Raw genomic sequence first — 24,146 nt, 5'->3', positions numbered from 1 at the left:
GAAAAATCCCCCACCGGCGCGATCAGGTGGCGGCGTCGATAACTTCGTCGTAGTCCGGTTCGACGCCAGGGTCGTCGCTGACCCAGGCGTACGTGACTTCCCGGTCTTCGTCGATAACGAAGACGGCCCGCTTGGCGACGTTCGGAACGCCCAGCGCCTCGAAGTCCATCGAAATGTCGTAGGCGTCGACGATTTCGCGCCCGGAGTCGCTGACGAGGTCGAACTCGAGTCCCAGTTCGTCACGGAACGCGTTCTGTGAGAACGGCGTATCGATGCTGACACCGTACAGCGTCGCCCCCGCCTCGGTGAGTTCGTCGAGTCGGTCCTGGAACGAGTTCATCTCGTGACTGCAAACGCTGGTGAACGCGCCCGGGAAGAACGCGAGCACGACCGGCCCATCGTCAACTGCCTCGGATAGCGTTATCTCATCAACGTCGCCATTGGCAATCGGTGCCGTGAAATCGGGTGCAGCGTCTCCGACTGATACCATACTGGCGACCTGGGTCGTGGCAGATAAAACCCTTTCCGACGCGGACGAGTCCCGAATCAGAACTGCGCGAACTTCGCGGTGACCTCGTCGATCCACTCCGGCAGTTCGCGGTCCGCGAGTGTCCCGTCGGCGTCACGGGTCGTGACGACATCTGCGATTTCGCCCTCGCGCGTGATATCGAGTCGCCACACCCCATCAGCCTCGATATCGACCCGAACGACGTCCTCTCCGACCGGTTTGATCGGTCGAATCGTTACCTCTTCCCCGCTCCTGACTTCCATCGTGTGACTATCGGCCGGCATCTGGTCTCTCTGAGCGCCCGACGGTAGTTATATCCCCGGGCGGAGAGTGCACCTGTCCGGCACTGTGGCTGGTGATACTGTCGGCTGTAACTATTTCAAGATATTCCTCACCCCGGGCGAAATCTTCACAGACTTACAGCCGACAGTATGAGCAGTGGCTTAACCAGAATATAATAAATTGACAGGACCGTGTAGCCGGTACTGCGGGTGCGAACCCGCACGCAGGCAAATCCGACGCCGGACATGGCTACGGAAATCGTGTCACCTGAACAGCCCCAGCTATCGACTCAGTCCCGTGGACATGCTGCGGTGTATCTGTCGACGTGCCAACCCAAGCCAGCGACACCGGGAAGTCAGAGACCGAGTGCCTCGTGTTGCCACTTCCGAGCCACACCCATTCCCCACTCCTCCTGTGTCGGGCCTCGCCGTCGGTTCCTGGCGAGGCCGTTTCGACAGACTAAGCCGCCACGGCTCGGTGATGACTAACGGTCTGTCTGCTGGCCACGCCAGACAGTACTGGAGAGTCGGCCTTGACGGCAGTGACTCGCCTGCCAGGCCGTCCTGAGCAAAAAGGTTATAATAGCAACCACGTAACCTTCGGATACAATGTTAGGGACATCCGGAGTACTGTTCCCGGGGATGCCCGGGACGACGGAGATGATGGTCATCCTCCTCATCGCCGTCCTGCTGTTCGGCGCGAACAAGATTCCGAAACTAGCGCGGTCGACCGGCGAAGCCATGGGCGAGTTCCAGAAGGGGCGCGAAGAAGTCGAGCAGGAACTCGAAGAGATGCGTGAGGGCGGCGCTGCAGAAGGGGCCGATGCATCCACCGTGGACTCGGCCGAGTCGACCGAGACGGCGACGGAAACCGAGACGTAATCTCGACCACTTCTCCGTTTTCAGCGGTCTGTAGTGATAACGAAAGGATTTTTCACCGCTCAATCGACCACCCGATAGGGCGTGTGGCCTAGTGGACCAGGGCGAGGGGTTCCTAACCCCTAGAACGCGGGTTCGAATCCCGCCACGCCCGTTTTCCGGCGAGCGACAGCGAGCCGTGAAAACGGCCCGGAGATTCGAACCCTACGAGACGAGCGGAGCGAGTCTCGGTCCGGTTCGAATCCCGCCACGCCCGCTTCGTGGTTTCTCGCGTCCGCTCGAAACACACTCGCGGCCGTGGCGACCCTCGCGAAACCTTCGGTTTCGCTCAGTCCCGCCACGCCCGTCGTGCGACGAACGGATGTGAGGAGTCGACGGACCCGGAGTTCGAACCCTGCAAGTCGCAACGGCGAGCGAAGCGAGACAACCGTCTTGCTCCGGTTCGAATCCCGCGAGACCCGCTGCAGCGGGTCTCGCGTAGTTCGCAAATGCTTCGCGTTTGCTCAGTCCCGCCACGCCCGTGCAGGGAACCGACGAGCGAAGCGAGTCTGTGACTGAACCGGCATGGCGGGATTCTAATCAGGGAGGTCGCGCGCAGCGGAGCGAATACGTCTGACCGTGACGTCGCGCAAAGAGGATGCGATACAATTGGGATACGTCGCAGTTGCTGTGCAGACTCCCCACAGCGCCTGAGATGCCAACGTATAAGTTTAGGCTTGCCTAACTCCTGCTGAAATGGACCGGGAGCCGTCCGAGCGGGCGGATGTCTGTGTCGTCGGGGCCGGGCCGGCAGGGGCACTCGTCGCGAGCCAACTCGCCAGCGACGGTCGCGACGTGGTCGTGCTGGAGGCCGGGCCGCGGTTCGACAGGTCGAAGCGCGAGCAGCAGATGGAACAGGCGATCCGGCCCGGCGACCACGGCTCTGTCTGGGAGATGGGCGGGGACCGCGACGCATTCAGTGCGAGCGGCGAGCGGTACTACCCGCTGAATATCTCGCGAGTGAAAGGGGTCGGCGGGTCGACGCTGCACTGGCAGGGGATGGTGATGCGGTTGCACCCGTCGGATTTCGACGGGAGCCACGACACCGACGACCCGGCGTGGCCGATCAGCTACGACGACCTGCGGCCGTACTACGCCGACGCCGAGCGGGCGCTGGGGGTCGCCGGGGACGCGGACAACCCCTTCGCACCACCGCGGGACGGTGCGTACCCGTTGCCCGGCTTTCCGCCGTCGTACAGCGATTCGTTGTTTGCTGAGGCCTGCGAGCAACTGGGCATCACGATGCACTCCGTTCCTAACGCCCGGAACTCCGAACCGTACGATGGCCGGGGGCCATGCGTCGGCTACGGGACCTGCCAACCGGTCTGTCCGTCCGGCGCGAAATACGACGCCAGCGTCCACATCGAGGACGCCGAGGCCGAGGGGGCACGCGTCATCGACCGCGCGCCGGTCCAGCGCCTCGTTACTGACACCGACGGACGCGTCGAAGCAGCCGTCTACGCGACACCGGACGGGACCGAACACCGACAGACGGCCCGCGAGTTCGTCATCGCGGCGGGCGGCGTCGAGACGCCGCGACTCCTCCTGCTATCGGAGAGCGACGGCTACCCGGACGGACTGGCGAACAGTTCGGGACTGGTCGGCCACTACTTCATGGACCACCTGTTTGCCGGCGCTGGCGGCACCCTCGACCGGGAGACACGCCAGAACCACGTCGGCTTTCTCACGAGCGAGTGCCACCAGTTCTACGACGACCCCGGGCAGGCAGTCGAGCGCGTCGCGGACGGCGAGACGGTGGTCGGGGCCACCGACGAGGCGCTGTCACCCCTCAAACTGGAGTTTCTGAACTACGCCGGTCCGTCGCCGGTCGAACTCGCGCTCTCCGGCGAGGAGTGGGGCGATACGCTGCTGTCGAGCCTCCGCGAGAGCTACGGCAACAGCATCGCGATGGGCGGGCTGGTCGGCCAGCCGCCGCGGAAGGAAAACCGGGTGACGCTGGACACGTCGACGACAGACGATCACGGCAATCCGGTTCCAGATATCCAGTGGTCGTGGGGCGAGCGACTGGAACGGTCGCTCAGTCGTGCGAACGAGATTCAACGCGCCGTGCTGTCGGAGCTGGGCGTCGACATCTCGTGGACGGTCGGGCCAGCGGACACCGGGCCGGCGTACCACCACATGGGCACGACGCGGATGGGGACTGAGCCTGAAAAGAGCGTCGTCAACCCACAGTTGCAGACCCACGACGTGGCGAATCTCTCAATCGCGTCCTCGTCGGTGTTCGTCACCGCCGGGTCGATGAACCCGACGCTGACTATCGCCGCGCTGGCGCTGAAGTGTGCTGACCACGTTTCCGAACGGCTTTAATCGGCGAAGTCCGTGAACACAGCCTTGCTTCGCCGAGTGACCGACCGGAGCCCGGGTACACCGTGGGCGATCCACACGGCGACAGCCAGGCCGAACAGCCCGAACTGGAACAGGACGTACGGCTCGACGGAGAGCGAGGCGAACTGCTCGACGAAGGAGGTGTCGTTGGCGTACGGCGGCGGTGGCCGGAGCGGCCAGACCAGAAAGCGAAGCCACTGTAGCTGTGTCAGGTCACCGCCGAGTAGCCCCGCTACCGCTGTCGGACTCATGTCGGTCAGCGTGTGTGCGAACGCACCGACCGTGAAGGCCTTTGAGAGGTCCGTTCTGCGATAGCAGACAGCGAGTCGGTGCAAGGCCACAGCGATGATGAGGAGGGTAAACACCGAATGGGCGAGCGACCGCCCTGACGGCAGGACACCGAACGTCCATGCGAGGGGCTTGTCGATCAGGTCCGGGAACTGCGACCCCACTGCCAGCGCGGTCAGCGTCGCCGCCGTCTGGCGACGGGTCGGGTCAAGGCGAGTGTAGACGACGTAAACGAGGTAGGCGACGGCGAGATGTCCCCACGGCCACATTGGGTACTGGTACGCCGGATGGTGATTTGTATCTGCTGATACAGGTCTGTCTGCACAGCGATCGGCAACCGAGATGCCGGCCGTTCAGTACAGGCCGAGAATCGCGCCGGCGTCGAGCAGGAGGAGAATCGACACAACGGACGCTCCCAGCAGGAACGGGCGTGCGTTCCGGGCCGGTTCGCGCACCTTCTGCTGATTGAAGCCGTCACTGAGCTTCGAGGCCCCGACTTCGACGAGGCCGGCCAGGATGAACCACAGGACGATCATCGTGATGACGAGGTGGCCGCGCCCGGTCCCCGTCAGCGACTCGGCGGTGTAGCGGGTCGCTGCCAGATGCCCGCCCGTCAGAAACAGGAGCAGTGCGCTCGCCCGTGACACCGTCTTGAGCTTCCCGGTAATCGCCAACAGCGGTCCCGGCGAGGAGTCGCCGTTCAGCGCCGTCGGGAGGACGGCGTAAGTCATGAACAACACGGTGCCAGCCCACAGCGCGGCGAATATCAGGTGAACCCCGAAGACAGCCGCGTTTACGACACTCATATGCGGCGGTTGGACGCGACCCTCTTCAACGTCGTGGGTTCGGTGTGGTTACTCCGAGGAATCGAAGGCATCGAGCGCGTCCGCGTCACCGGACATATCGAGTTCTTTGACCGCGTCGGTGTCGGCCGAGATATGCGTCTCGCGGTCCGTGTCGTAGTCCAGTTGGTCGATGAGGTGGACGAACGAACCGGGGTCGGGGATGAGGAAGATGCGGAGCGAGAACGCCACGTCGCTCTCCTTGATGTCGACGAGCGAGTCGAGCACGATGGTCAGCGAGTCCCGCCGGACGTGCGAGAGGGCCTTGTCGGCGATCTCGGTCGCGTCGTCCTGTACGACCGTCGGCGTCCCCATATTGATGGTCGCGTTCAGCGTGTTCGCGATGCCGTCGATGAAGCCCGAGGTGAGGATGTTACACATCTCTTGCAGCGCGGACTCGTGGAGCTGTGTGAACCCATCTTCGACACTGGAGCCGGTCATCAGCTCCGCGATTTCGGCGGCTGTCTCCGTCTCGAATGTCATCAGGAAGACGCCGTACGGCGGCTCTGTCAGCCGAACACGAGCGCTGTAGATGGTCCCGCCGCCCATTTCGGTGGCGATGTCCTCCGGCTGGACGAATGAGAGGCTCTTGATCTCGACGGCGGCGTCGACGCCGGCCAGTGTCGCCAGCGAGTCGGCGACCTGCTCAGCCCCGTCCTGAATGAGTCTGGTGATGAGCGTGAGTTTCCGAATATCGATGAGAAGCGGCATTGCACGCTATCAGGGCCTATGGTGTGTTACCGTTTTCGGTGGGGGCGGCGTCCCGGGGCTGCACGGTGGATCACCGTAACGCTCATTACCACTGACTGACAGGGCTTCGGTGGGGAGCGTGCTATTCCGTGCCTTACCCGTCCTCGACGGGTTTCACACGGGAGCCCACCAGCGTATTTCTACGGGTCTGGCTGGGGAGCCACGGCCACGCCCGATGTGAGCACGCTTAAGCCGCCCCGTCCGTTTTGCACAGCCATGGAACCACGGGACCTCTCCGCTCACACTGTCTATCGGGCAGGTCGCGGTATCGAGGAGGTCGCCCGGGAACTCGGTCTCGACCCGGACGACATGGTGAAGCTGGCGTCAAACGAGAACATGTTCGGGCCGAGCCCGGACGCCGTCGAGGCGATTCGCGGGTCGGCCGAACGGATGCATTCCTATCCGAAGGCCTCCCACGCCGACCTCGTCGACGAACTGGCGGCCATGTGGGACGTAACGCCCGAACAGGTGTGGCTGAGCAACGGCGGCGACGGCGCGCTGGACTGCCTCGCCCGGGCGATGCTCGACCCCGGCCAGGACGTGCTCGTCCCGTCGCCGGGCTTCGCGTACTACGCGATGAGCGCCCGCTATCACCACGGCGAGGTCAACGAGTACACGCTCTCGAAGGCCGACGACTTCGCTCAGACCGCCGACACCGTCCTGAAGGACTACGACGGCGAGCGCATCGTCTACCTCACCAGTCCGCACAACCCGACTGGCGCGGAGTTTTCGACCGACGCGGTCCGGACGATTGCCGAGGAGACCGACGAACAGACCCTCGTCGTCGTGGACGAGGCCTACGGGGAGTTCTCCGACCGGCCGAGCAAGCGGCCGTTACTCGACGACCGTGACGACGTCGCGCTCCTGCGTACGTTCTCGAAGGCCTACGGGCTCGCGGGCGTTCGCCTCGGCTACGCGGTGGTCCCCGAGGAATGGGCCGACGCCTACGCACGTATCAACACGCCGTTTTCGGCCAGCGAACTCGCCTGTCGCGCCGGGCTGGCGGCGCTTGACGACGACGACCACGTCGAGCGCTCCGTCGACACCGCCGCGTGGGCTCGGGAGTACCTCTCCGAGGAACTCGACTCGCCGACCTGGGACAGCGCCGGGAACTTCATTCTCGCGGAGGTCGGCGACGCGTCGGCCGTCGCGGACGCCGCCCAGGAGCGGGGCGTCATCATCCGCGATTGCTCCTCGTTCGGGCTGCCCGAGTGTATCCGCATCACCTGCGGGACACGCGAAGACACGGAGCGCGCCGTCTCGGTACTGAACGAAGTCATCGAGGTGGTCGAGGCGTGAGAGTCGCTGTCACCGGGACGCCGGGCACGGGCAAGACCACGGCGACGGAGCGCCTCGACACTGACCTCGACGTTCTACACCTCAACGACGTCATCAAAGAGGAGGGGTTCTCGACGGGCATCGACGAGGACCGCGGGAGCCTCGTCGCGGACCTGGACAAATTGTCCGAGTGGCTCGACGGCCGCGACGACGTGCTGTTCGAATCCCACCTCGCGCATCATTTCGCCGCCGACCGGGTGATTGTGCTGCGAGCCCATCCTGAAACCATCGTCGAGCGGCTTCGTGAGCGCGGCGACGACGATTCGAAGGCCTACGAGAACGCGGAGTCGGAAGCGCTCGATGTCATCCTCGGGGAAGCCGTCGAAGAGCACGGCATGGAATCGGTGTGCGAAATCGAGACGACGGACCGGGACCCCGACGCGGTGGCGAGCGAAATCCGGGCCGTCGTGGACGGCGAGCGCGAGCCCAGTGCGGGCACCGTCTCCTACATCGACTGGCTATGACGCTCGATAAGTTCCGCCCGCTGGCCGACCGCGCGCTCGGCCCGTTCGTCAGCGCCGCCAAGGTGGCCGGCCTCTCACCCAACGGCGTCAGCGTCATCGCGTTTCTGCTGGCCCTTGGAGCGGGCGGAGTGTACGCCGTTGCGGCGCGGGAGCCCCTGCTGTATCTCGGCGGTGCCGTTCTCGTCTTTTTGAACGGCTGGCTCGACCTCGTCGACGGCGCGCTCGCGCGTGAACTGAACGTCGCGTCCTCGGGCGGCGACCTGCTCGACCATGTGCTCGACCGCTACGCCGACATCGGTATCATCGTCGGCCTCGCCGCCGGCGTGAGCCAGTGGGAACTGGGCATCGCCGCCGTCACCGGCGTTTTGATGACTTCCTATCTCGGGACCCAGGCGCAGGCGGTCGGCCTCGACCGCGTGTACGGTGGCCTGCTCGGTCGCGCTGACCGGCTTGCACTTGTCGGTGTGGTCACGGGCGTCGCGGCGTTCGTCCCGAACGCACTGGCCGGCCTGTCGCTGGTCGGTTGGCTGCTGGTCGTGTTCGCCGTTGTCGGCCACGTCACCGCCGCTCAGCGGTTCTATCACGCGATGCGGGCGCTCGACTGAACATCGGCTCAGCAATTGACGGACCGGCATCCCGCTGAGAACGACCAGTGCACTATTTATACTGATCAGCGTGGCGAATCCCCCGACACACCATGAACGGGGATGAAGCCGAAACTCCATGTCACAAACCATTAAATAAACATGTCGACAATCAAGGATAGCGATGGAACACAGTTACCGCTACCGTGCCTATCCGACAGAAGGGGTAGCGGACGAACTGGAACATCAGGTAGATATTCATCGCCAACTATACAACCACGTCCGATGGGACTACACGAACAGCCCCGTGGATGCTAAGCCGAGTGAGTTCGACCAGAACAACAAACTCCCTGAGTGGAAGCAAAAATGGCCAGTGTTCGCGGAAACGTATTCGAAAGCCGCGCAAGCTACCGTTGCCCGCTTCCACCGCAACCTCTCGAACCTTCGTAAACAAAAAGAGAACGGGCACACCGTCGGTCGTCTCAAACGGCAAGCACCTACCGATTACCGGAGCGTGACGTACAACCAGTCTGGTTTCGACCTCGATGAAAAGAGGGGCCAAGACGGGTTTGCGTACGTTCGCTTCAGCAAAGTCGGATGGGTCAAAATACGGTACTCCCGTCCAATCCCTGCTGATTCCTCAATAAAGGAAGCCACGTTCAAGAAAGAGACTACCGGTGAGTGGTTCGTTTCCTTTGGGTTGGAAATCGACGACGCTAACTTGCCCGAGAAGCCCGATGTGGACTCACTCAACCCGAGCAACAGCGTGGGTATTGACCTCGGCATCTTGAACTACATCCATACCAGCGACGGGAAGACCGTGGATTGGCTCGACCTCGAAGGCGAATACGAACGACTCCGACGTGCGCACCGCAAACTCTCGCGGAAAGAACATGGGTCGAACAACTACGAGAATCAGCGAGTCGAAGTGGCGAAGGCCAAACGCGACATCCACCGGAAAGTACTGGACTACCAGCACAAAATAACGACGTGGCTCGTCAAGGAGTACGATGCCGTGTTTGTGGAGGACTTGAACGTTCAGAGTATGCTTCGAGCGGATGGAAGCGGTCGGAACAAGCAGGATGCGGCGTGGCGACAGTTTATCACTTTGCTTGAATACAAGGGCGATGTGTACGGTACGCACGTTGTGCAGGTCGAAGCGGCAGGGACGACAAAAGAATGTGCGGTGTGTGGTGTGGAGTCATCGAAGTCCATCTGGGTCCGGGAACACTCCTGTCCATCATGTGGGTTTGAGACAGATAGGGATGCGAATGCAGCGATGAACGTCTTGCAAAGGGGGTTTTCTGAACTAGGGCTGGGATGGCCCGAATCAACGCCTGTGGAGACTGTGACCGCTACGGACACCGCTGATCTTCAGCGAATGTCTGCAAGTCACGTCATCGAAACAGGAAGCCTGTCTACGTGAGAACAGGATTCCCCGCGCCAGCGTGCGCAGGGCAACATTCAAACCGCGCCCCGTCCAAGCCGTCGGTATGGTTCAGTGCGAGATGTGCGGGACGGAGGTTTCGTCTCCGAACCGCGTCAAAATCGAGGGAGCCGAACTCGACGTCTGTGACGAGTGTACCGACTTCGGCACGGAGGTCAAGACGGAGGAGACGTCGTCCACGTCGACGAAGTACTCGACGTCGTCCTCCTCGTCATCGTCGTCGAGTTCGTCCTCCTCGTCGAGTTCCTCGGGTGGTGGCGGGTCCGGTGGCCGCCGTCGAGATATGTTCGACGAGATGGACGAGATCGCACAGGATTACCACGACCGGATCCGCAAGGGCCGGGAGTCCCAGGGACTCAGCCAGGAGGAACTCGCCAAGCAACTCAACGAGAAGGCGAGCCTGATCCGGAAGCTCGAACAGGGTAACTCCCTGCCCAGCGACGACGTCCAGAAGAAACTCGAAAGCGCGCTCGAGATCTCCCTGAGCGCCGGCGGCAGCGCCGACGAGACGGAGTGGTCCGGCGGCAGCAGCGACGGCGAGTACACGCTCGGCGACGTCGTGAAGCGGAAGGACTAGGTTACAACTGGAGGTCGTCTTTCTCGACGTCGAGTTCGTCCGCGAGCGACTCGACGTTCGACGAGATACGCTCGATCTCGTCCTGAAGTTCCTGATACCGGTCGCTGTCCTGCAGTTCCCGGTCGGTCTTCTCGACGCGGAGGACGTTGCGCTTGAGCTTTTTCGACGTGAGTGTCCGGAGTCTGTCGTTGTACTCCCGGATCTTGTACAGTCGGTCGACAACCTCTTGGAGGTCGTCGCGAGTAACGGGTTTGACGAGGTAGTCGTCGACGCGCATCTCGATGATGTCGAAGTCGGGGTCGATAGCGGTGACCATCGCGACGCGGCATCGAAGGCCTTTCTCCTCGATCTGTGCGAGTACTTCGTTGCCGGAGACGACCGGCATCCGGCGGTCGAGCAGCACCACGTCGATGTCGGGCGACAGCAGTTCCAGTCCTTCCTCGCCGCTGTAGGCCGTCTGCACGTGATACTGGTCGGATAAATAATCGGTGTACAGATCGGCCAGGTGTTGTTCGTCCTCGACTATCAGAACGGTCGGTGTGTCGTCATCCCCTGCTGTCACGGCTTGTCTCGTTTCTTGTCTCGGCCGAAGCGTAATAATTGTCATCCCCGAGCGGTGGACCGAGATGGAACGACGGCGCAGTAGTAGGCACGCCAAACGGCGGCTTCGCAACCTATTTCCCGACAGCAGCCGGTGCGTTTCGTATGTTCGTCCTTGTCAATCTGAAGGCGTACCCGTGTGACCCAGTCGAAGTAGCGACCGCCGCCGCTGACGTCAGCGACGACTCCGGCGTTCGCGTCGCCGTCGCGCCACAGGCCGCACAGATCGGCCCTGTTGCGGAGACCGGCGTCGAAACGTGGGCCCAGCACGTCAGCGCCGTCGAGCACGGCAGCCACACCGGCAGTACACTCGCCGAGGCCGCCGCGGACGCCGGGGCCGTCGGGACCCTCTTGAACCACTCCGAGAACCGACTCAAGCTTGCGGACATCGACGGTGCGCTCGACGCCGCCGACCGCGCGGACCTCGAAACCATCGTCTGTGCGAACAACCCCGCACAGATCGGCGCGGCCGCCGCGCTCGACCCCGACGGCGTCGCCGTCGAACCGCCGGAACTCATCGGCACCGGCACGCCCGTCAGCAAGGCCGATCCGGACATCGTGACCGGCGCAGTCGACGCCGCCGCCCGCGTCAACGGCGACGTGGACGTGCTCTGTGGGGCCGGCATCTCGACTGGTGAGGACCTCGTCTCAGCGAGCGATCTCGGCGCGAGCGGCGTCCTGCTAGCGAGTGGCGTCGCGAAGGCCGACGACCCGCGTGCGGCGCTCGAAGACCTCGTCGAACCGCTACTGTAAAATCGCCGTTATCGCGGTACTACCTTTTCAGTCGCCGTTGCCGTCCAGAAACGCCGATTCGAGTCGGGAGACGACCGACTCTACCTCATCGTCGTCGAGTCGGCGGTCGCTCTCTTCTCGAACCAGCGCCGCAATCCGGGAATCGTACTTCCCGCGGCCGACGTGTTCGACCAGTTCGCGGAGTCGGAGTTCCCTGTTTCGCGCGTAGGCCGCCGTCCGGTCGCCGGAGCCGCCAGCCGAGAAGTGGGCGTTCAGCGGCGTTCCAGGGCCCTGCTCGCGGTAGTACGCGAGCATTCGGCGGGTCTTTCGGTCTAACTCCTCGATGTCGGCTCGCAAGTCGCCGTAGACGGCGGGCCCCTCGGAGTCGGATGTGGACTCGTCTTCAGCGGACCCAGTTGCCCCGTTCGACTCCTCGGCTTCGACGGCTTCGGCGATGGCTGCTCTCAGGTCCTCGTCATCAGCCTCAGTAGCGCCGTCCGATTCGGTGTGGTCGTTCGCTGGCACGGCTACCGCACCGGTGTCCGCGCTGGCCCCGTTCGTCGCCGCAGCAGCGTTGTCGGCGTGACCGTTCGACACCGGTTCGGCGTCCGCAGTGCTGGCATTCGTCGCTGAGTCATCGCTGGTGCTGCCGTTCATCGCTGCTCCGGCGTCCGCACTGCTACCGTTCGTCTCCGCACCGTCACTGGCGCTGCCGCCGTTCATCGCGGCCCCGTCCTCGGCAAAGGCACTGAACGCGTCGCCGAACCCGCCGCCGGACGTGGCGTCGGCCGTCTCGTCCGGTTCCGGAGACTGCTCGTCGGGACTGTCAGTGTCCGCCTCACTGTTGGTGTCTGCGTCGCCGTCCGACGTGGGTTGCTCGGCGAACCGTTCGCGCTGGCGGCGCATCTCCTCCTGTGCCGTCCGGCCGGGGTTGTAGTCGTCGGCCTGGTTCAGCATCGCCTCGGTGAACTGCTCGGCCATCCGCGAGAGGTCCCGGGCATCCTGCAGTTCCGCCTCCAGTTCGGCGATGCGGGAGTTCTTCTTGTCCAGTTCCTCGCGGAGTTCCTTGATGCGGTTCTCCGTCGCCTGCTGTTCCTCGCTGATGGTCTCCAGTTCGGAGACGAGGTCGTCGCTGACGGACTTGAGTTCCGGGCGCTCGAAGTCGTCGAGGCCGGGCGTCGCGCCGGCGTCGAACGTCTGTTTGCGGTGGAACTGGACCCGGCTGACCTGCTCGGCCCAGTCGTTCATCATGAACGCTTCCCCGTCGTCCAGGTCTTCGACGGCGTCAGCGTACTTGTTGTCGAGGATACGCCCGACCACTTTCGTGTCGTTGTTCCAGGTCAGGCGGTGCCAGACGAGCCAGTCACACTGGGTGATGTAGTCTTTCTTCACGTCGGCCGGGCGCTGGCTGATGCCGACGATTCCCAGTCCGTGTTTCCGGCCACGCTTCCCGATCTTGATGAGCATCTTCCCGACCTCGCCCATCGACCCCTTTTCTGGCATCCACTCGTGGCACTCCTCGACGAGCATCAAGAACGGCTGTTTCTGCTTTTTCGCCTTCGCGAACAGTTGCTTGGCGACCTCGGTCAGTAGCGTCTCGGCCTCCTCCTCGTCGAGGAACGACGAGATATCCAGAATGATAGGGACGTTCTGTTCCAGCGCCAGCGAGGCGATCTTGCCGGCGTGGTCTTCCGTGACCTGAATGTCGCACTCCTCGTCACCGCCGACGTGGAGGATCTCGTACTCCTCTTTCAGGCCGTAGTACTCGCCGTCGATATCGACGATGAGCAGACCGAACCCGTTGTCCAGCAGCTTCTCGGCGATGACACTCGCCGTGTTGGATTTCCCTGACCCGCTCTTGCCGGTGATGAATCCCCGGCCGGTCAGCAGTTCCACTACCGGGAGATTGACGGTCTCGCCCGGCTCCCCGGTCCCACCCGGCCCTGCGCTCGTCGTCGCGACAGTTATCTGTTCGGTCTCTGCCATGCGTTTCTGTCACGAATGAGACGCGCAGGCCCCATAACTCTCCGTCAGACGCCCATCAGCTGTGGAACAGGTCTGGACGCAGCAAGCAGTTCGAAGCCAGTCCGAGGTTTCGCTCGCTCGGGCTTCAAATTCTCGTGTGCTACCGACGGGGCTTCGGTTACCGACGCCGCTATGACTTCGTTTCGGGCGTCCGACTGGGGTCCCACTCGTCGTAATGGACCAGTTCCGTTCTGTCGATGCGATTACGCCAGCCTTCCCGTTGCAGTACCGGTTCAGCAGGGAAGCCGTCTTCGGGGTAGCCGACACAGAGGTAGGCCACAGGCTGAACGTGGTGTGGAATGTTCAGCACCGCACGGAGTTCGTGGGGATACAGAAACGAGACCCAGCCGACACCGATGCCCTCGGCACGGGCAGCGAGCCAGAGGTTCTGTACGGCGAGACACGTCGAATAGACGTCCATTCGCCGCATCGTGTTCCGGCCGAGAACGTGTGGCGCAGCGCGAGTGGGGTCACAGGTAACACAGATATTCACCGGGGCATCGGTTATCCCCTCCAGTTTCAACTGGCCGAAATCCGATTTGCGCGGCTCCTCGTAGCCTTCGCGTGCGGCGGCTATCGCCCGTTCGGCAATCGCTGCGACCGCTGATTTCGTCTGCTCGTCCTCGATCACGACGAAATCCCACGGTTGCGAGAACCCGACGCTGGGCGCGTTGTGTGCAGCATCAAGGACCCGTGTCAGTACGTCCTCGGGAACGGAGTCCGCGGCAAATCGTCTAATGTCCCGTCGCGAGTAGATGGACTTGTAGACCGCCTCGCGGTCGCGTGGTCCGAACTCGACCATATCTTCCCTGACAAACGACAGTTGTAAACCGGTTGTGCTGACCGACAGTGTCCCGGGTACGACGGGATGCGAACGCGAAACGGACCGTGAGCGGTGCCAGTCAGCCCGAGACGGGGTAACGGCTATTGTGGTGGGACACCTTGACACACTCGTTCGGCTGGGGCTGTCCATGGACAGGTACGAGACGTTCGTCGAGGACGGAACGGTGTACGTCGGGAGTGACGACGGTCCACTCGAAGTGGCACCGCTCGAAGACATCGTCGCGGCTGCCGGCGGCCCGGCCTGGACGATCACCTACTCCGAGGCAGAGAAAGAGCGCTACGCCGGGATGGACACCAGCGACGAAGGACTGGTGGTCGACGTAGTCGATATGTTACACGCGATGACCCACAGCCAGCGGTTCGTCGACACGCTGGCCGCGCATCCGACAGCAGTCCCAGCAGACGACACTATTTCTCCGCGAGCAGGTCTGTTCGTCGGGAAACTGCTGGAGAATCTGGAACACGGTGTCGCCTAACTAGAAATCCGCGAGCGTGGTCTGGCCGGGCGGGAGTGAAATGTGAGTGTCAGCGGGGCCTCCATCTTCGTCCATCGTATCTCCGGCAGCCTCGCTCTCACCGAACGTTCCGAGACCGACCTGTCCTTCCTCGTCCTGTTCTTTAGCCGTCTCCGAGCTGTTGTCGGCGACGGAGCTATCGGTCGTCTCCTCGGTTCCGGAGCCACCGCCGAACCCGTCCAGATTGGCCTGCTCGCCGGCCGAGAAATCAAGGTTCGAGACGCGGACACCGACCTTCCGAACCGGGTCGTCGTCGAACTCGCCGAGCAGGTCGAGCGCGACGCGCCTGACAAGGTCGGGCTCCTCGACCGGGCCGGGGAGCGACCGGGCACGCGTGTTCACGTCGAACGGCGGCGTCACGACCTTGATGCCGATGGTCTGGTAGCGCGCGCCCTTTCGCTGTGCACGGTCGGCGACAGCGTCGGCGAGGGTGCGAACCTGCCGACACTTGGCCTCCATCTCGGCCGTCGCTTCGGTGAACGCGGACTCCCGCGAGAGGCTCTTGGGGTCGCCTTTCGGTGTCACCGACCGCTCGTCCTCGCCGCGGGCGTAGCGGCGTATCTCGCGGCCGCGCTCGCCGAAGCGCTCGGCAAGCAGTTCCGGGTCAGCGGCCGCCAGATCGCCCGCGGTTTCGATATCGAGCGAGGCGAGTTCCCTGGCGGTGACCGGGCCGACGCCGTGGACGTCCTCGACGGGGAGGTCATCGAAGAACTCTCGGACAGCCCCGGGTTCGACGACGATTAGGCCGTCCGGCTTGTCGCGGTCGCTGGCCACCTTCGCGGCGCTCATCGTCGGCGCGACGCCGACGCTCGCCGCCACGCCCACCTCCGATTCGATGGTGTCTTTCAGGTCTTGTGCCCACGACTCGACGGTCTCCCAGGAGACCTGTTCGGTCACATCCAGATACGCCTCGTCGATGCTCACCTCGCGGACGACGGCCGCTTCTGCATGGAGGATGTCCCGGACATCCGCGGCGACGGACTCGTAGAAGTCCATCTCGACCGGGCGGTAGAACCCAGCATCCTCGACATCGAGGGCCGGGTCGTCGACAGCGTCGACCTTCCGTGGGAGCCGTTCCAGCGCCTCAGAGATCGCCATCGCCGACTCGACACCGTACGCCCGGGCCTCGTAGCTCGCTGTCGCGACGGCCCCGTGGGTCGCGCCGTTCTCGTAGCCCATCCCCACGACGAGCGGCTCGCCTCTGAGTGCCGGCTCCCGCCGCTGTTCGCAGGCGGCGTAGAAACAGTCCATGTCGACGTGCGCGACTATTTGCTCGGGTCCGCTGGTTCCAGGGAGCCGCGCGGCGTCCATATCCGACGCTACACGTACTGGCAGAAAACCCCACCGGCCCTCGCCGGCCCTATCAGGTCAACGTTTGGACTACTGTATCGAAACCACCTCGAAAAACGGGAGCAGGGAAAGTGGTGGGGGTGGGGGTGAGGTGTCAGCTGCTCCGTCTGCCGTTAGTTTCAAAGCGATACGTGGCCGGTGGAGTGGCCAGTCTCCACCGGCGATGATCGTCCGCCGATGCCAATCCCGGATGGTACGACGGTCGTTCCCGCCGGGAGCGTAGGAAGCTCCATGTTAACAAAAGTCATGATAATACTTCAATGTTGGCCGAAGTTATGTCTGCCTCACACTTTGAGGTCCCCCGGCCGCGCCCCGCTCGAAACGCTTTCAGTCCTCTCCCCACGACTGCGACGTAATGACCGAACTGACTGACTCACTGCCGGACAGACCGCTCTCGACGAGCGAAATCTCTGCCCTCGAAGCCCAGCACGACGACTACGGGTTCGCGCCAGTCGGGTTCTTCCCCGACCTCGACGTGGTGGCCGCGTTCGTCGTCATCATCGACGGCGACCGCGGCTACAGCCTCGGCTACGACCGCGACGGCGACGGCTGGGTCGTCGTCGAGTCCTTCGAGGACGGCGAGGACTTCGCTGGCGTCACCGACCGCCTGCAGGAATGGATGGGCGACGACTGGCAAGAGTTCGAGCAGGCTGCGGTCGAACCGGAGTGACGGCGTCAGTTGGCTTCAAAGGCGGCTGAGAGACCTCGGCGACGTCCAAAACGTCTGATAACGCCTCGGCTGGTCGTTTTTGTTGCTGTAGAATGCGGCGACCGGGATTTGAACCCGGGCCATGAGCTTGGAAGGCTCAGGTCCTACCACTAGACCACCGCCGCGCATCGCTTCGCGTCTTCGCGGCGTGCCTCGCGATTCCGCTGGAATCGCTCGCCACCGTCGCGCTCTCACTGCGTTCGCGCGCGGCGTCGTTCGCAAATCCGTTGGATTTGCTCACCACCGCCACTCACTCGTGCGGACACAGACCAGATGGACTGTGTTTCGCCCGAGTGCGAACGTACACATCCATAGATGGAAGGCAATTAAGTGCGTTTCCCTTCTGGCTCGACGACCCCGTAACAGTTGCCGCTTGACAGCTCCATCGAGACGAGCCGGAGGTCGCTGTCGGCGACATCGCGCTCGAACTCGGCCGGCGCGTAGATGTGGTAGAACCGCGGGACCGTCTCGCCGCCGGGGAGCGTCCAGTCGACGGTCGTGTCAAAGCCCTCGTCCGCGTCGGGGTCGGCGTCGAAGCGGTCGTGGGCCGTGCTCCACGCGCTGACGAGCGCCCGAGCGCCCGGCGCGAGGACGCGGGCCAGTTCGTCCAGACTGGCGCGGCGGGCGGCCTGCGACGGGAGGTGATGCAGCGTCGCGACGTACACCGCGAGGTCAACGGACCCGGCTGTGAGCGGGAGCCGGGTCGCATCGCCCTGCAGCAGCGCAACGCTGTCGCCGACGCGGTCGGTCGCCGCCCGCAGGAGCGCGCGGCTGGCGTCGAGGCCGACGACGCGGTCAGCGACCCCAGCGAGCAGTTCCGCGTGGCGGCCGTTGCCACAGCCGACATCGAGCGCCGTCCCGACACTGCCGCACTCGTCGACGAACGATTCGACCTCCGGCCAGGCGTACTCGCGGGTCTTCGAGAAGTGGTCGCCGATGTCCTCGTAGGTCCGGCGGACGGCGGCCCGCGAGCGCGCCGGTTCGTCACTGTCGGCGCTTGGGTCGGCGGGTGGCATCGGTCGACCGCGTTACTCCGCGCCGTACTTTTCGGGGTAGGCCTCGGCGAGTAGCTCGTCCTCGTCGGCCAGTCGCTCCCGGACCGGGTCGATAACGTCCGAGATCGCGCTTGCGGCGGACGGCTTCAGGTCGGCAGGGTGGAGTTCGCCGCTGACGAAGTCTGCCTCGACCTCGTCGTAGCTCTCGTAGGTGAGGTCCCCGCCGTACTCCTCGGGGCGCTCGACGACGAAGGACTCACCGCGAACGTCCAGAATCGGGAAGACGAGGTGGTTGAGGTACTCCAGCACGCCGTTCTCCTCGACCTCGCCGGCTGGGCAGTACGCCTGATTGATTTTCTCGTCGACCTCATCGGGGCTGTCGGTGAGGTTGACCTTCGACGCTTCGTCCGAGGCGCTCATCTTGCCGCCGGACAGGCCCGACAGCAGCGGCGCGAACAGACAGATCGGCGACTCGCCGCCGTGGTCCGGGAGGATTTCGCGCGAGAGCATGTAGATGCCGCGCTGGTCGACGCCGCCGTAGGCGATGTCGGCGTCCAGCGCCTTCACGTCAAGCGTCTGCATCAGCGGGTAGATGAGTCCGCCGAGGTTCGGGCTCTCAGATTCGCGGACGACCTCGCTGGCCGCGCGCTGCGTACGAGAGATGGTCGTCTCGGCGGCCATCCGGTACATCTCCAGCGTGTACTCTTCGTCGAGCTGGAAGTCGGTCCCGCGGACGAAGGTCACGTCCTCGGGGTCCGCGCCGGCCGCTTCAATCATGCCCTCGATGGCCGTCTCGTAGTAGGCCGAGCGGGCGTCAAGTAGGTCGAACGGCGATTTGTTGTCGTCAAGATGGGCGTGCAGGTCCGCGATGAGGACCGTCACGTCGACGCCGGCCCGCAGGAAGTCCGCGAGCTTTCGCATCGTCGTGAAGTGGCCGATGTGCATCTCGCCGGTCGGCGCGTAGCCGATGTACGCCGACGGGTCGCTCTCCTCGAACAGCGTTCGCAGTTCGTCCTCGGTGACGACCTCTGTGGTGTGTTGCGTCACCAGATCGAGTCGCTCGGCGGTATCCATACCGATGTGTGGCCGGTCCGGCGATTAAAACGTTCCTGTCCGGTGTGACGGGCTGTCGGGGTGGGCCGTACTGTTTTACGACAGCGGGGCACAATCGGGGGTAGATGTCGCTCCTGTTCGACCACGTCATCGGGTCCTTCGACCTCGACGACGCCACGCTGTGTGTCCCCGATGACGACGCCCTCGACGACCGCGGCGATGTCATCCCCGCACGGCCCGTCGCCGAGTTCGCGAGCCACCACGACGGACTCGCCCACCCCGAGGAGGACTGGGTGTGCATCCCGCTGCACGAACCGGGTTCGGCGCGGCTCACCGGCGAGTTCGTCGCCTTCACCGACCACTCCCTTCACGGCGGAATATTCGTTTTCGAGCGCGACGGCGAACGTGACTTCGTCGACGCGGACGACTTCGGGGCCACGGGACTCGCCGACCGGATCCGCTTCTGGCACTCCGACTACGTCCCGGAGACGTACCCGCCCTCCTACGACTCACCGATAGACGACAGTGAGCCGCCGCGGAACCCGATACCGCGAGATGACCTGATTGCGGGCCTTCACGCACACGTCGAACGCGAACGCGAAGCGACTCGCCAGCACAACCGAGAACGGGCCGAGCGGCGCTCGCCGGGCGAGGTGTACGAGGCCGGTGGCGACGCGGTCCCCGAACTCCACGCACGGGGGAGGGACGACGGAACGTACCGGTTCCGCGTCGACCCGCCCGCCGACGTTGCCGCCGAATGGAGCGGCGACTGGGCCTTCGTCGTGGAATCCGTCTTCGGCATCCACCAGGGGAACGAGGTGCTGGTCCACGACGTGGACGGGTCCCGAGCGACCGGCCCGTTCCCGGTCGCGGCGACGGTCGAGCGTATCCGCGGGCGGTCGGTCTGGCTCGCGGTGAACTGGGCCGAGGTCGACGGGGCGACGACACTGGAAAGCGCGCTCACCGACGGTGACGCCACCTACGGACTCACAGCATTGCTCAACCCCGTTCCGTTCGACCGCGAACGGGAGGCGGTCGAGGCCTTGTCTGACCACCGCTTCCGGGACGTGCTCGCCGGCGACCGGCCGATAACTTTCTCGAACGGGGCGGCCGCCCGGAGCGACCAGTTCGACGCGGAACTGAATCAGGAGCAGCAACTGGCCGTCGAGCACGCGCTCCTTGCCGACGACCTGTTCTGTATTCACGGCCCGCCGGGGACCGGAAAGACGCGGACGCTGGTCGAAATCGTCCGACGGGCCGCACAGGCTGGTGAGGACGTGCTAGTGTGTGCCGACTCGAACCAGGCCGTCGACAACCTCGTTGCGGGGGCGTCGACGCGCGAGGCGGCGGACCCGCAGTCGCTGCACGCGTACGGCCAGCACGGCGACGGCGACTACACCCTCGACCGCGTGAACGCGGGCCAGTCGTCGAACGGCGTCGTCCGGCGGGCCTACGGCGACGTACCCGGGCGGGCCGACGTGGTAGCGGTGACGAACAACAGCGCCGCCACGCTCGCCCGGGAGTTCGATCTGGTCGTGCTCGACGAGGCGACGCAGTCGACCTGTGCGGCGTCGTGTATCCCGCTGGTCCGGGCCGACCGCGCCGTGCTCGCCGGCGACCACCGACAGCTCCCGCCCTACAGCGCGAGCGACGAACCGCCGGCGTCGAGCTACGGCCACTCGCTGTTCGAGCATCTCTACGCTGACGGCGGCGTCTACGATGGTGTCGGCCTCCAGCTCCAGACCCAGTACCGGATGCACCGGGACATCGCGTACTTCCCGAACCGGCGGTTCTACGACCGAACGCTGCGGAACGGGCGGGCCGTCAACCCGCTCTCCGACCGACCAGCGATAGAGGGGTACAACGTCGGCGGCCGGGTCGAGACCGTCGGGCACTCCAGGACGAATCCCACCGAAGCCCGCCTCGTCGCGCATCTCGTTCAGGATCTGTTGTCGGACGTGCCCGCCGAGGAGATCGGCGTCATCACGCCCTACAGCGCGCAGGTGTCGAAGATCCGTGAAATACTTACCGAGCGTACTGACGCCGCTGACGGCGTCACCGTCGACACCATCGACTCGTTTCAGGGCGGCGAACGGACGGCCATCGTGCTGTCGCTCGTCCGGAGCAACGCAGACGGGAACGTCGGGTTCCTCGGGCGACCGGTCGACGGCCCCCGGCGGTTGAACGTCGCGCTCACGCGGGCGAAGCGCTACTGCGCCGTTGTCGCCGACTGGCACACGCTCCGCTACGACGCCGACGGGAAGTGCACGGACCTCTACAGCGACCTGTATCAGTTCGTCTCGAACACCGACCGCCTGAACGACGTTGACCCCGAGTTCATCCCGGTATAGCCGGCCAGCTACGGTCCGACTGCGATGGGTCCAAATACGTCCGGCCCAACTGTCTCACATGTACACGGGGAAGACGGAGAAGGCCTGCTGTCTGTGCGGGAATCCCGACACCGCGACCCGTCTGGACCTGCCGCCGCGGGCGGTCCCACTGCTCAAGCACGCCGACCCCATCGCCTGGCAGGACATCGTCGGCGAGGTGTCCATCTACTTCTGTGACTCCGATTGGGAGACGGTACGTGACCTCGTGTTAGAGACCGGGATGAGCCCGCTGTCCCGGTGTAACGCCGCTCGCGCTTCCTTCGACCTCCGGGAAGACTTCGAAGCGCTGCTGAACGACATCCGGGACGAGCCGGACCACACGGAGATCGAATCGGAGATGCGCGCCGAAGCCGAGGAGACGCTGGCGAACCGCGACGACCCCTACGTCGAAGAGCGGGACCTCGTGGAGGCTCGCGTCATCGAGTGGGTCTTCGAGGACACCGAGGGTGAGTAATCCTACGAAGGCAGCGGTATCGCTCCGTATCCAAACTGTTTTGACCACCCACAGCCGTGTGTCAAGCGATGACTGTACGCGTAGGTGTGCTCGGTGCGACTGGCGCAGTCGGGCAGCGACTGATCCAACTGCTCGACCCCCACTCCGAGTTCGAGATTGCAGCACTGACGGCCAGCGACGCAAGCGTTGGCGAGACATACAAGGACGCCGCCAAGTGGCGCGTCGACTCCCCGATTCCCGAGGACGTGGCCGGGTTAGAGGTCCGCGCCACCGACCCTGATTCGGTACCCGACGACGTCGATCTCATCTTTTCTTCGCTCCCGTCGAGCGTCGGCGCGGAGGTCGAACCGGAGTTCTGCGAGGCCGGCTACACTGTCTCCTCGAACTCCTCGAACGGCCGGATGGACGAGGACGTGCCGCTCATCATCCCCGAGGTCAACGCCGACCACGTCGACCTCCTCGAAGTCCAGCGCGACGAACGTGGCTGGGACGGCGCGCTCCTGAAGAACCCGAACTGCTCGACGATTACGATGGTCCCGCCGCTGGCCACCCTCGACCGAGAGTTCGACCTGACCGACGTACGTGTCTCGACGCTTCAGGCCGTCTCCGGCGCGGGCTACTCCGGCGTCTCGTCGATGGAGATCATCGACAACGCCATCCCGCACATCGGTGGCGAAGAGCAGAAGATGGAGACCGAATCGCGCAAGCTCCTGGGTTCGTTCGACGGCGCGGAAGTCCATCTCAACGAGATGGACGTGGCAGCCTCCTGTAACCGCATCCCGACGCTCGACGGCCACCTCGAAAACGTTTGGGCCGACACCACGGAGGACATCTCCACGGCTGATGCCGAGGCCGCGATGGAGTCGGCTACCGGTATCGACCTGCCGTCCTCGCCGGAGAAACTCATCACGGTGTTCGAGGAACCCGACCGCCCACAGCCGCGACTGGACCGCAACGTCGAGGACGGCATGGGCGTCGCAGTCGGTGGGTTCCGCGAGACGACCGACGGCGTCCAGTTCAACTGCCTCGCGCACAACACGATGCGCGGTGCTGCCGGTGCGAGCGTGCTGAACGGCGAACTGCTGAACAAGCGCGGCTATCTGTAAGGGCTATCGCGTTCGGTTCAGCGATAGCCCTCACAGCGCAATCTGGTTCCTGAGCCCGTCCCACTCGCCGGTTCGCTCGGCCCGCTGGACGTTCTCGGCGACGATATCGGCCAGCCGCTCGTAGTAGCTCGGCGTGTGGCCGGCGTTGTGGGGCGTGATGAGGACGTTCTCGAAGTCCCACAGCGGATGGCCGCTGGGCAGCGGTTCGGGGTCGGTCACGTCCAGCGCCGCGCCGTCGATGTGGTTTCGCTGGAGCGCACTGACCAGCGCGTCGGTGTCGACCACCGGGCCGCGAGCGACGTTGGTGAGCACCGCGTCGGGAGGCATCGTCTGGAACGCCTCCTCGTCGATGAGGTGGCGCGTCTCGTCCGTGAGCGGGCAGGCGAGCCCGATGTACTCCGCGTCGGCGACCGCCTCGTGAATTTCGTCGAAGCCGTACACCTCGTCGGTCGGCCCACCCTTTTCGGGCGAGTAGCGGACACCGACGGTCTCCACGTCGAACCCGGAAAGCCGGTCGACGATGGCCTCCCCGATCTCGCCGAGGCCGACGACACAGGCGCGGCTGCCGGCGAAATCGTCGGTCTGGAACGACTGCCAGACGTGGTCGCGCTGGTGGCGGCGAGCGGTGAAAAAGCCCCTAGCGAAGGCGAGCCACGACCCGACGACGTTCTCAGCGACGTTCGGACCGTGGACGCCGGAGGCCGTGGTAAGCGCGATGTCGCGGTCGGCCAGTTCCGAGAGCGGGAGGTGGTCGTATCCAGCGTATGTCCCTGCAAACAGCTTCAGCGAGTCGGCAGTATCGACCAGGTCCGGCGAGACATCGTTGCCGGTCAGAACCGTTGCGTTCGCAATCAGGTCGCGCTCGGCTTCGGGCGTCTCCGCGATGGCGATGTCCCACTCCGGCAGTCGCTCCCGGAGCGCTGCCGCGTACTGGTCGACCGGCATTCCGTGAACGTCGTATCGGGTCACGACGATGTCGGCCATTGAACCCCTCCTGTGACGTGCGGAGTCATACCGGCTGTTCCACGCGG

The 24,146-nt window shown here is 64.4% G+C and carries 26 protein-coding genes and 2 tRNA genes; 14 read left to right on the top strand and 14 right to left on the bottom strand.

All coding sequences use genetic code 11. The features are described from left to right. Positions 1-22 precede the first annotated feature (22 nt). Both HAH_RS05450 and HAH_RS05445 read right to left on the bottom strand, forming a co-directional pair. On the bottom strand, positions 23-490 hold the full coding sequence (locus tag HAH_RS05450) for a peroxiredoxin (RefSeq protein ID WP_014040014.1): 468 nt from the start codon (positions 488-490) through the stop codon (positions 23-25). A 56-nt stretch (positions 491-546) separates the two neighbouring features. Beyond that, positions 547-792, bottom strand: coding sequence for a hypothetical protein (locus HAH_RS05445; RefSeq protein ID WP_004515651.1), 246 nt, complete (start codon positions 790-792; stop codon positions 547-549). A gap of 639 nt (positions 793-1,431) precedes the next feature. Here HAH_RS05445 and HAH_RS05440 point away from each other — a divergent pair. Beyond that, positions 1,432-1,671, top strand: a complete 240-nt coding sequence (locus HAH_RS05440) for a twin-arginine translocase TatA/TatE family subunit (RefSeq protein WP_014040012.1) — start codon at positions 1,432-1,434, stop codon at positions 1,669-1,671. Positions 1,672-1,748: 77 nt separating this feature from the next. Next, a tRNA-Arg gene (locus tag HAH_RS05435) sits at positions 1,749-1,822 on the top strand. Here the strand turns inward: HAH_RS05435 and HAH_RS19450 are convergent. Beyond that, entirely contained in the window at positions 1,791-2,156 is a 366-nt protein-coding gene (locus tag HAH_RS19450; protein WP_144443751.1) for a hypothetical protein, read from the bottom strand. The two genes, HAH_RS05435 and HAH_RS19450, sit on opposite strands and share 32 nt — an antisense overlap. 247 nt (positions 2,157-2,403) lie before the next feature. Here HAH_RS19450 and HAH_RS05430 point away from each other — a divergent pair, with 247 nt between their 5' ends. Next, entirely contained in the window at positions 2,404-4,035 is a 1,632-nt protein-coding gene (locus tag HAH_RS05430; RefSeq protein ID WP_014040011.1) for a GMC family oxidoreductase, read from the top strand. Here HAH_RS05430 and HAH_RS05425 read toward each other — a convergent pair. From HAH_RS05425 to HAH_RS05415, 3 genes are all read right to left on the bottom strand, one after another. Further along, entirely contained in the window at positions 4,032-4,610 is a 579-nt protein-coding gene (locus HAH_RS05425; RefSeq protein WP_014040010.1) for a metal-dependent hydrolase, read from the bottom strand. The two genes, HAH_RS05430 and HAH_RS05425, sit on opposite strands and share 4 nt — an antisense overlap. A gap of 84 nt (positions 4,611-4,694) precedes the next feature. Further along, complete coding sequence (locus HAH_RS05420) at positions 4,695-5,147, bottom strand: hypothetical protein (RefSeq protein ID WP_008309881.1); 453 nt, start codon at positions 5,145-5,147, stop codon at positions 4,695-4,697. Positions 5,148-5,195: 48 nt separating this feature from the next. Next, positions 5,196-5,894: a chemotaxis protein CheC gene (locus HAH_RS05415; RefSeq protein ID WP_004962484.1), complete on the bottom strand. Its 699-nt coding sequence runs from the start codon at positions 5,892-5,894 to the stop codon at positions 5,196-5,198. 255 nt (positions 5,895-6,149) lie between these two features. Here HAH_RS05415 and hisC point away from each other — a divergent pair, with 255 nt between their 5' ends. From hisC to HAH_RS05390, 5 genes are all read left to right on the top strand, one after another. Then, entirely contained in the window at positions 6,150-7,232 is a 1,083-nt protein-coding gene (gene hisC, locus HAH_RS05410; RefSeq protein ID WP_014040009.1) for a histidinol-phosphate transaminase, read from the top strand. After that, a complete protein-coding gene (locus HAH_RS05405) occupies positions 7,229-7,735 on the top strand; it encodes an adenylate kinase family protein (RefSeq protein WP_014040008.1) in 507 nt (168 codons plus the stop codon). Before hisC ends, HAH_RS05405 begins: the two co-directional genes overlap by 4 nt. Beyond that, the gene (locus HAH_RS05400; RefSeq protein WP_014040007.1) at positions 7,732-8,340 is read left to right on the top strand and encodes a CDP-alcohol phosphatidyltransferase family protein; all 609 of its coding nucleotides are present in this window, start codon (positions 7,732-7,734) and stop codon (positions 8,338-8,340) included. The genes HAH_RS05405 and HAH_RS05400 overlap by 4 nt, the downstream gene beginning before the upstream one ends. Before the next feature lie 163 nt (positions 8,341-8,503). Then, entirely contained in the window at positions 8,504-9,745 is a 1,242-nt protein-coding gene (locus HAH_RS05395; RefSeq protein ID WP_014040006.1) for an RNA-guided endonuclease InsQ/TnpB family protein, read from the top strand. 67 nt (positions 9,746-9,812) lie between these two features. Further along, entirely contained in the window at positions 9,813-10,343 is a 531-nt protein-coding gene (locus HAH_RS05390; protein WP_023843198.1) for a multiprotein bridging factor aMBF1, read from the top strand. A 1-nt stretch (position 10,344) separates the two neighbouring features. Here the strand turns inward: HAH_RS05390 and HAH_RS05385 are convergent, their stop codons facing one another. Further along, the gene (locus HAH_RS05385) at positions 10,345-10,950 is read right to left on the bottom strand and encodes a response regulator (protein ID WP_023843197.1); all 606 of its coding nucleotides are present in this window, start codon (positions 10,948-10,950) and stop codon (positions 10,345-10,347) included. A 98-nt stretch (positions 10,951-11,048) separates the two neighbouring features. Between HAH_RS05385 and tpiA the strand changes: the two genes are divergently transcribed. Beyond that, positions 11,049-11,696 carry a triose-phosphate isomerase gene (gene tpiA, locus HAH_RS05380; protein WP_014040003.1) on the top strand — a complete coding sequence of 216 codons (648 nt, stop codon included), beginning with the start codon at positions 11,049-11,051 and terminating at the stop codon, positions 11,694-11,696. 27 nt (positions 11,697-11,723) lie between these two features. Here the strand turns inward: tpiA and HAH_RS05375 are convergent, their stop codons facing one another. Both HAH_RS05375 and bluB read right to left on the bottom strand, forming a co-directional pair. Continuing rightward, a complete protein-coding gene (locus tag HAH_RS05375) occupies positions 11,724-13,661 on the bottom strand; it encodes a helicase HerA domain-containing protein (protein WP_014040002.1) in 1,938 nt (645 codons plus the stop codon). Positions 13,662-13,830: 169 nt separating this feature from the next. Next, positions 13,831-14,502 (bottom strand): 5,6-dimethylbenzimidazole synthase, encoded by a 672-nt coding sequence (gene bluB, locus HAH_RS05370; RefSeq protein ID WP_014040001.1) that lies wholly within the window; start codon positions 14,500-14,502, stop codon positions 13,831-13,833. A 169-nt stretch (positions 14,503-14,671) separates the two neighbouring features. Here bluB and HAH_RS05365 point away from each other — a divergent pair, with 169 nt between their 5' ends. Next, the gene (locus tag HAH_RS05365) at positions 14,672-15,019 is read left to right on the top strand and encodes a hypothetical protein (protein WP_044952195.1); all 348 of its coding nucleotides are present in this window, start codon (positions 14,672-14,674) and stop codon (positions 15,017-15,019) included. Here HAH_RS05365 and dinB read toward each other — a convergent pair whose 3' ends face one another. Continuing rightward, positions 15,020-16,369: a DNA polymerase IV gene (gene dinB / locus HAH_RS05360; RefSeq protein ID WP_014039999.1), complete on the bottom strand. Its 1,350-nt coding sequence runs from the start codon at positions 16,367-16,369 to the stop codon at positions 15,020-15,022. It abuts the gene before it with no gap. Positions 16,370-16,763: 394 nt separating this feature from the next. Here dinB and HAH_RS05355 point away from each other — a divergent pair, with 394 nt between their 5' ends. After that, positions 16,764-17,078, top strand: coding sequence for a hypothetical protein (locus tag HAH_RS05355; protein WP_014039998.1), 315 nt, complete (start codon positions 16,764-16,766; stop codon positions 17,076-17,078). 93 nt (positions 17,079-17,171) lie between these two features. Here the strand turns inward: HAH_RS05355 and HAH_RS05350 are convergent. The 3 genes from HAH_RS05350 to HAH_RS05340 all read right to left on the bottom strand — a co-directional run bounded on the left by HAH_RS05350 (position 17,172) and on the right by HAH_RS05340 (position 19,186). Next, a tRNA-Gly gene (locus HAH_RS05350) sits at positions 17,172-17,242 on the bottom strand. A 201-nt stretch (positions 17,243-17,443) separates the two neighbouring features. Further along, positions 17,444-18,133 carry a class I SAM-dependent methyltransferase gene (locus tag HAH_RS05345; RefSeq protein WP_014039997.1) on the bottom strand — a complete coding sequence of 230 codons (690 nt, stop codon included), beginning with the start codon at positions 18,131-18,133 and terminating at the stop codon, positions 17,444-17,446. Positions 18,134-18,145: 12 nt separating this feature from the next. Then, on the bottom strand, positions 18,146-19,186 hold the full coding sequence (locus HAH_RS05340) for a tyrosine--tRNA ligase (RefSeq protein WP_014039996.1): 1,041 nt from the start codon (positions 19,184-19,186) through the stop codon (positions 18,146-18,148). Positions 19,187-19,290: 104 nt separating this feature from the next. Here HAH_RS05340 and HAH_RS05335 point away from each other — a divergent pair, with 104 nt between their 5' ends. The 3 genes from HAH_RS05335 (at position 19,291) to asd (ending at position 23,115) form a co-directional block, all read left to right on the top strand. After that, on the top strand, positions 19,291-21,516 hold the full coding sequence (locus HAH_RS05335) for an AAA domain-containing protein (RefSeq protein ID WP_014039995.1): 2,226 nt from the start codon (positions 19,291-19,293) through the stop codon (positions 21,514-21,516). 58 nt (positions 21,517-21,574) lie between these two features. Further along, on the top strand, positions 21,575-22,009 hold the full coding sequence (locus HAH_RS05330; RefSeq protein ID WP_014039994.1) for a hypothetical protein: 435 nt from the start codon (positions 21,575-21,577) through the stop codon (positions 22,007-22,009). Between the two features lie 68 nt (positions 22,010-22,077). Further along, positions 22,078-23,115: an aspartate-semialdehyde dehydrogenase gene (gene asd, locus HAH_RS05325; protein WP_023843196.1), complete on the top strand. Its 1,038-nt coding sequence runs from the start codon at positions 22,078-22,080 to the stop codon at positions 23,113-23,115. Between the two features lie 30 nt (positions 23,116-23,145). On the opposite strand, the gene HAH_RS05320 is transcribed toward asd, so the two are convergent. Continuing rightward, positions 23,146-24,099 (bottom strand): D-2-hydroxyacid dehydrogenase, encoded by a 954-nt coding sequence (locus HAH_RS05320; RefSeq protein ID WP_014039992.1) that lies wholly within the window; start codon positions 24,097-24,099, stop codon positions 23,146-23,148. Positions 24,100-24,146 lie beyond the last annotated feature (47 nt).

Origin of the sequence: Haloarcula hispanica ATCC 33960, assembly GCF_000223905.1 — an archaeon.
GTDB classification, from domain to species: Archaea; Halobacteriota; Halobacteria; order Halobacteriales; family Haloarculaceae; genus Haloarcula; species Haloarcula hispanica.
Note: the sequence above shows the minus strand (reverse complement) of the source record. Positions and strands in the feature narration are given on the sequence as shown.